The organism is Citrobacter sp. NCU1, assembly GCF_010231475.1.
Classification (GTDB): Bacteria; Pseudomonadota; Gammaproteobacteria; order Enterobacterales; family Enterobacteriaceae; genus Citrobacter_D.
Genome location: NZ_NRDO01000038.1, coordinates 36602 through 44227, shown reverse-complemented (window position 1 = coordinate 44227; position 7626 = coordinate 36602). Strand labels below are relative to the sequence as shown.

Annotated in this window: 7 protein-coding genes; 4 read left to right on the top strand and 3 right to left on the bottom strand. The window is 49.6% G+C overall.

Features of this window, described 5'->3' with window-relative positions:
- Nucleotides 1-327: 327 nt before the first annotated feature.
- Both mobB and mobA read right to left on the bottom strand, forming a co-directional pair.
- Nucleotides 328-849, bottom strand: coding sequence for a molybdopterin-guanine dinucleotide biosynthesis protein MobB (gene mobB / locus CJP72_RS12715; protein ID WP_162381629.1), 522 nt, complete (start codon nt 847-849; stop codon nt 328-330).
- Nucleotides 831-1415, bottom strand: coding sequence for a molybdenum cofactor guanylyltransferase MobA (mobA, locus tag CJP72_RS12710; RefSeq protein ID WP_162381627.1), 585 nt, complete (start codon nt 1413-1415; stop codon nt 831-833). Before mobA ends, mobB begins: the two co-directional genes overlap by 19 nt.
- Nucleotides 1416-1484: 69 nt before the next feature.
- Here mobA and CJP72_RS12705 point away from each other — a divergent pair, with 69 nt between their 5' ends.
- From CJP72_RS12705 to dsbA, 3 genes are all read left to right on the top strand, one after another.
- The gene (locus CJP72_RS12705; protein WP_162381625.1) at nt 1485-1754 is read left to right on the top strand and encodes a YihD family protein; all 270 of its coding nucleotides are present in this window, start codon (nt 1485-1487) and stop codon (nt 1752-1754) included.
- A gap of 76 nt (nt 1755-1830) precedes the next feature.
- Entirely contained in the window at nt 1831-2817 is a 987-nt protein-coding gene (locus CJP72_RS12700) for a serine/threonine protein kinase (protein WP_162381623.1), read from the top strand.
- Nucleotides 2818-2842: 25 nt separating this feature from the next.
- Nucleotides 2843-3466 carry a thiol:disulfide interchange protein DsbA gene (gene dsbA, locus CJP72_RS12695; protein ID WP_162381613.1) on the top strand — a complete coding sequence of 208 codons (624 nt, stop codon included), beginning with the start codon at nt 2843-2845 and terminating at the stop codon, nt 3464-3466.
- Between the two features lie 12 nt (nt 3467-3478).
- Here dsbA and CJP72_RS12690 read toward each other — a convergent pair whose 3' ends face one another.
- Nucleotides 3479-4414 carry an acyltransferase gene (locus CJP72_RS12690; protein ID WP_162381611.1) on the bottom strand — a complete coding sequence of 312 codons (936 nt, stop codon included), beginning with the start codon at nt 4412-4414 and terminating at the stop codon, nt 3479-3481.
- Nucleotides 4415-4779: 365 nt separating this feature from the next.
- On the opposite strand from CJP72_RS12690, the gene polA reads away from it, so the two are divergent.
- Nucleotides 4780-7566 carry a DNA polymerase I gene (gene polA / locus CJP72_RS12685; RefSeq protein WP_162381610.1) on the top strand — a complete coding sequence of 929 codons (2787 nt, stop codon included), beginning with the start codon at nt 4780-4782 and terminating at the stop codon, nt 7564-7566.
- Nucleotides 7567-7626 lie beyond the last annotated feature (60 nt).

Here is a 7626-nt window from a genome sequence, read left to right as displayed (position 1 = left end):
ACTGCCAGGCATCAAATTAAGCAAAAGGCCCAGTCGAAAGACTGGGCCTTTTGTTTTATCTGTTGCTTAATGGCGAGCACTCTCCGGAACAGGACCTATTCGTCGGGAGCGGATTTAAACGTTGCACAGCAACGGCCCGGAGGGGGTAGGACGCCAGCCATAAGCGGCCAGGTATAAAGCACGTGAAGAAGCCCATCCTGACGGATGGGCTTTTTTGCGTCTGTGGTCCGGGTGAAATGCCGGATTGAGCAGATTTTATCAGTCCATATCCGACGTGCAGGCCTGATAAGCGCAGCGCCATCAGGCAATCCAAATAAATAGCACGGCTCATAAACCCCGCATCCATTGCTCAACGAAATCAGCAAGTTGCTGAACGTCATTGATATCTAATAACGGGACATTAACCGTCAAAGGCACATCGCTGGCGACGGCAATCACGTGCGCGTCAGTCACCAGCTCTTCGTGATGGTGCCCGGTTCCCTCGCGAAACAACACGATCTTCGCGATGTCCTCATGCTTAAACCCTTCTACCAGAAGCAAATCCAGCTTTGAGGCATCCATTCTGCTGGCCAGAAAGGCGAGATCCAGTTCCTGTTCTTCCGGCGTTTCCGTCATGAGTGCCCAACGCTGTTGGCTGGCTACCAGCGTTTGTGCAGCACCCGCTTTACGTAGCTCGTAGCTGTCTTTACCGGGTTTGTCGACATCCATATTGTGATGAGTGTGCTTAATCAGTCCTGGACGAATGCCTCTGGCACACAGTTCCGGGATCAATTTTTTGAGCAGCGTAGTTTTTCCCGTGCCGCTCCATGCGGCAATGGCAAGTAGTGGAATCATCGTTTCTCCTGCCATCTGGCAAGTTCTTCAGGGGTATTCACATTAGCAAACGCGTCTTTTTGGTCACTAAAATCGACGGCATGCCCACCGGCAAGACGCATAAAGACCATTACTCGTCGCTCGCCGGACTGAAGGTAATCCTGTAGTAAAGGTTGTACTGAGCGGTTTACCAACGCGATAGTAGGGTGATCCCGCTCGCCGTCATGGACCCACACGACGGCAGCGTCGTTGCGTTGGGCCTTTAAACGCGCAACCAGATCGCGAGGGATATATGGCGTGTCACAGGGGCAGAATAGAAACCAGTCGCCTTTTTCTTGCAGAAAAACGGACAGCATTCCCGCCAGTGGACCAGGAAAATCTGCAAGCGAATCGGGGATCACTCGCAGCCCGCTTTTTTGGTAAATATTTCGATGGCGATTGGCATTAACCACAACGGTTTCAAGCTGCGATAAAAGGTTATCGGCAACGTGTTTCCAAAGAGGTTTGCCATGCAGTTCAAGTAAACCTTTATCGGCCCCACCCATCCGACGAGCTTTACCCCCCGCCAGTACAACCCCCGTTATTGCACTATCCTGATTCACTGATATCGCCTCTTTTATTGTGGGATTGACCCTGCTAACGTATCTATATCAAGAGTAAGGAGCACAACCATGAAATGTAAACGCCTGAATGAAGTTATCGAACTCCTGCAGCCAGCCTGGCAGAAAGAGCCCGAACTCAACCTGATGCAATTTTTGCAGAAACTGGCGAAAGAGTCAGGTTTTGACGGCGAACTGGCCGATTTAACTGATGACATTCTGATCTATCACCTGAAAATGCGTGACTCAGCAAAAGATGCCACGATCCCTGGGATCCAAAAAGATTATGAAGAAGATTTTAAAACGGCGTTGCTGCGTGCGCGTGGCGTCATTAAAGAGTAAAACCTTGTAAGTCGTTCCACCGAAAGCGTCATGAAATGATATCCTGAATTATTCGTAGTATTTTCCGGATGATGGGATGAACGACAGCGCTTTTACTTTCCAGACATTACACCCGGATACCATCGTGGATGCACTGTTTGAACAGGGGATCCGGGTGGATTCCGGTCTTACTCCGCTCAACAGTTATGAAAACCGCGTCTATCAATTTCAGGACGAAGACCGTCGACGTTTTGTCGTTAAGTTTTACCGTCCAGAGCGTTGGTCTGTGGATCAAATACTGGAAGAACACCAGTTTGCGTTAGAGTTGGTGAATGACGAGGTTCCGGTTGCAGCCCCCATTGTGTTTAACGACCAGACGTTGTTAAACCACGAGGGTTTCCACTATGCGATCTTTCCCAGTGTCGGCGGCAGGCAGTTTGAAGCCGACAACATTGATCAAATGGAAGCTGTAGGTCGTTATCTTGGCCGCTTGCACCAGACCGGACGTAAACGACCTTTTACCTCCCGACCGACAATGGGCCTCGAAGAATATCTCATCGAGCCCCGTAAGTTGTTCGAAGATGCGCCGCTGATTCCATCAGGTCAAAGGGGCGCTTTTCTGAAAGCAACCGATGGGCTCATTTCTGCTGTAGCCCAAAGATGGCACACTCGTTTTGACACGCTGCGTTTACATGGTGATTGCCATGCAGGAAATATTCTTTGGCGCGATGGCCCACTGTTTGTCGACTTAGACGATGCCCGTAATGGGCCAGCCGTGCAGGATCTCTGGATGTTGCTCAATGGCGATAAAGCAGAGCAGCGGATGCAGCTTGAAACGATCGTTGAGGCTTATGAAGAGGTGAGTGAATTTGATACCACCGAACTCGGACTGATTGAACCTTTACGCGCCATGCGTTTAGTTTATTATCTTGCCTGGCTTATGCGTCGTTGGGCTGATCCTGCATTTCCTAAAAACTTCCCATGGCTCATCGAAGAAGATTACTGGCTGCAGCAAACGGCGACTTTTATCGCGCAGACTAAAATTCTGCAGGAGCCCCCTTTACAATTAACGCCAATGTATTAATCGAACACATCAGGAGAGAGATTACATGAAAAAGATTTGGCTGGCGCTGGCTGGTATGGTTTTAGCTTTTAGCGCATCGGCAGCGCAGTTCAGTGATGGCAAACAATACATCACGCTGGATAAGCCTATCGCTGGTGAGCCTCAGGTTTTGGAGTTTTTCTCGTTCTATTGCCCGCATTGCTATCAATTTGAAGAGGTTCTTCATGTTTCTGAAAACGTGAAGAAAAAACTGCCGGAAGGCGTGAAAATGACCAAGTACCACGTTGAGTTCCTGGGACCGTTGGGGAAGGATCTGACGCAGGCATGGGCAGTTGCGATGGCTCTGGGTGTGGAAGACAAAATCACCGTTCCGATGTTTGAAGGTGTCCAGAAACTGCAGACCGTCCAGTCTGTCGCGGACATTCGCAAAGTCTTCGTTGATGCGGGTATTAAAGGTGAAGATTACGATGCGGCATGGAACAGCTTTGTGGTGAAATCACTGGTTGCGCAGCAGGAAAAAGCGGCTGCTGACCTGCAACTGCAGGGCGTACCGGCGATGTTCGTCAACGGTAAATATCAGATTAACCCGCAGGGGATGGATACCAGCAGCATGGATATCTTCGTGCAGCAGTACGCCGATACTGTAAAACATCTGGTTGAGAAGAAATAAAAAAAGCGCCGGTCACTGACCGGCGTTTTTATTTGATGTTTTAATCTCTTCTATCAGTTCATCTTTCTGAACCCACAGCGTATTCAACCAACGCTGGAAGCGGCGTTTAAATCCTTTGTCGTTAATATAATCGCCGTGCAATTCTTCCTGGATAGGCTCCAGGTTTACACGTACGACGATACGGGTCAGTTTGCCGCTCAGCATGTCGTAGAAGGGATGACGGCTGTTTTCCGGATAGCACAGCGTTACATTGAGTAACTTATCAAATTGCGATCCCAGAACATTCAACGCCATAGCAATACCGGCTGCTTTTGGAGGCAACAGGTTTTTGTAGGGTGATCGCGTCTGCTGGTGCTTCTCATCGGTAAACCGTGAGCCCTCGACGAAATTCACAATGGTAGTTGGATGCGCACGAAACTTCTCGCAAGAGCGTCGGGTAGTTTCCACATCCTTGCCACGCTGCTCAGGGTGACGCAGCAGATAGCTGCGCGAGTAGCGTTTCATAAAGGGCATATCCAGCGCCCAGCATGCCAGACCGATAAACGGAACCCAGGCCAGTTGCTGTTTGAGAAAATATTTATTCATGGGGATGTGCTTACGGAACAAAACGCAAAGCACAACAATATCCGCCCAGCTGTAATGATTACAGATGAGCAGATACCAGTTTTTCTTGTTCAGCCCCTCCAGCCCTTCTACGTCCCACTTTAACCAGGGGTTGAGGTGCAGGAGCAGTGCAAGGCCTTCACACCAGCAAAACATCATGAAATTGCAGAAGACGGAAACCTTGTGCCAGACGAAAGGAATGGGCAAAAGGAGTTTCACAATTCCGGCGATAATGATCGGTACAGAACATAAAATCGTGACCAAAATGGTCAATACGATACTCAGCAAAAGTGTTATCGCAGCGAGTATTCTCGTCATAATTAAATTATTCAAAAGGTTAGCCATAAATATAGCGCGCTAAAGACACGCAAGGGGCAGATTTTATCAGAAAACGGGCCAAATAATGGCTCTTCGCGAAATAGAAAAGTTAACTATATCTATCCACATCCTGATATCGGCGTCATTTTAAGAATAAATCTCTGGATTCATGTCTAACATGGTGAAAATGTTGAATAAAAATCATGATGCTTAAAGCATAATACCTGAGATAAACTGAATTAAAATATTTATGCACAAAGTTATCCACAATTTACTTTGCGAGCACTCCAGAAGATCTGCAAAAGTTTTACGACAAATACGGTGAAAAACTCATGTTTTCATCCTGTCTGTGGCATCCTTTAACCATAATCTGATAAACAGGCACGGACATTATGGTTCAGATCCCAGAAAACCCACTTATCCTTATAGATGGTTCATCTTATCTCTATCGCGCATATCACGCGTTCCCGCCGCTGACGAATGGCGCGGGGGAACCAACGGGTGCGATGTACGGCGTTCTTAACATGCTGCGCAGCCTGATTATGCAGTATCAGCCGACGCATGCAGCCGTGGTATTTGATGCTAAGGGTAAAACCTTCCGTGATGAATTGTTCGAGCATTACAAATCTCATCGCCCACCGATGCCTGATGATCTGCGGGCGCAGATCGAACCCCTGCATGCAATGGTAAAAGCGATGGGGTTGCCGTTGTTGGCGGTTACCGGTGTTGAAGCGGATGACGTTATCGGTACATTGGCACGTGAAGCAGAAAAAGTCGGTCGCCCAGTGCTCATTAGTACTGGCGATAAGGACATGGCCCAGTTAGTGACGCCGAACGTTACGCTTATCAACACCATGACCAATACAATTCTTGGCCCGGATGAGGTGGTGAATAAGTACGGTGTCCCGCCAGAATTGATCATCGACTTCCTGGCCCTGATGGGGGACTCCTCCGATAACATTCCGGGTGTTCCGGGTGTCGGCGAAAAAACCGCGCAGGCTTTGCTGCAAGGGCTTGGCGGCCTCGATACGTTGTATGCGGAATCAGACAAAATTGCCGGCCTTACTTTCCGCGGTGCGAAAACCATGGCGGCGAAGCTCGAGCAGAATAAAGATGTGGCGTATCTGTCTTATAAGCTGGCGACGATCAAAACGGATGTCGAGCTGGAACTGACCTGCGAGCAACTTAACGTACAGCCGCCTTGTGCAGACACGTTACTGGATCTGTTTAAAAAGTACGAATTTAAGCGCTGGATTATCGATGTTGAAGCAGGGAAATGGCTGCAAGCGAAAGGCGCAAAACCCGCGACAAAACCGCAAGAAAGTATCGTGGTGGATGACACGCCTGAAGAACCTGTGGCGGCACTCTCCTATGACCACTATGTGACGATACTGGACGAAGCCACGCTGGAAAGCTGGATTGAGAAACTGAAAAAAGCGCCAGTCTTTGCATTTGACACAGAAACTGACAGTCTCGACAACCACTCTGCGAATCTGGTGGGCCTCTCGTTTGCCATTGAACCGGGTGTCGCCGCTTACGTTCCCGTTGCTCATGACTATCTTGATGCGCCCGATCAGATCGCCCGCGACCGCGCACTGGAACTGCTAAAACCGCTACTGGAAGATGAGAATGCCCGTAAAGTTGGGCAAAACCTGAAGTATGACCGCGGCGTATTGCAGAACTATGGCATTGAGCTGCGCGGCATCGCGTTCGATACGATGCTGGAGTCTTACATCCTGAATAGTGTTGCCGGTCGACACGATATGGATAGCCTGTCCGACCGTTGGCTGAAGCACAAAACAATCACCTTCGAAGAGATTGCGGGCAAAGGTAAAAACCAACTGACCTTCAACCAGATTGCGTTGGAAGAAGCCGGGCGTTATGCCGCGGAAGACGCCGACGTCACCCTGCAACTGCATCTGAAAATGTGGCCTGAACTGCAGAAGCACAAAGGACCGCTGAATGTCTTTGAGAACATCGAAATGCCACTGGTGCCAGTGCTGTCTCGTGTTGAGCGTAACGGTGTGAAGATTGATCCCGCCGTACTGCACAAACATTCGGAAGAGCTATCGTTACGTCTGACCGAACTGGAGCAAAAGGCGCATGAGATCGCGGGCGAGGCATTTAATCTCTCCTCCACAAAACAGCTGCAAACGATTCTGTTTGAAAAACAGGGGATTAAACCGCTGAAGAAAACCCCGGGCGGTGCGCCGTCAACGTCAGAAGAGGTGCTGGAAGAGCTGGCGCTAGACTACCCGTTGCCGAAGGTGATTTTAGAGTATCGTGGTCTGGCGAAGCTGAAATCGACCTACACCGATAAGCTGCCGCTGATGATCAACCCAAAAACGGGTCGCGTGCATACCTCCTATCACCAGGCGGTTGCTGCAACCGGGCGTTTATCATCAACCGATCCCAACCTGCAAAATATTCCAGTACGTAACGACGAAGGTCGCCGTATTCGTCAGGCATTTATTCCGCCACAGGATTATCTGATTGTCTCGGCGGATTACTCGCAAATCGAGCTGCGTATTATGGCGCATCTCTCGCGAGACAAAGGGTTGTTAGCCGCGTTTGCACAAGGAAAAGATATCCACCGCGCAACGGCAGCTGAAGTCTTTGGTCTGCCGTTGGAGAGTGTAACGGGTGAACAACGTCGTAGCGCAAAAGCCATTAACTTTGGTCTGATCTACGGCATGAGCGCCTTCGGGCTTGCGCGTCAGTTGAACATTCCGCGCAAAGAAGCGCAGAAGTATATGGATTTGTATTTCGAGCGGTACCCTGGCGTGCTGGAGTATATGGAGAGTACGCGAGCGCAGGCAAAAGAGCAGGGTTTCGTTGAAACCCTGGAAGGACGTCGTCTTTACTTACCCGACATCAACTCGAGCAATGCTGCGCGACGTGCAGGCGCTGAACGTGCAGCGATCAACGCGCCGATGCAGGGGACGGCGGCAGACATCATCAAACGCGCGATGATTGCCGTTGATGACTGGCTGCAAACTGAGCAACCTCGTGTGCGCATGATTATGCAAGTGCACGATGAACTGGTGTTCGAAGTGCATAAAGACGATCTCGATGCCGTAACGAAAAAGATCCATCAATTGATGGAAAACTGTACGCACATTGATGTGCCGCTGCTGGTGGAAGTAGGAAGCGGTGAAAACTGGGATCAAGCGCACTAAGGGGTGACCGAATAGCGCCCTTTTTTCGTAACTAAGCAACATAAGAGAGAGGATTTTGTG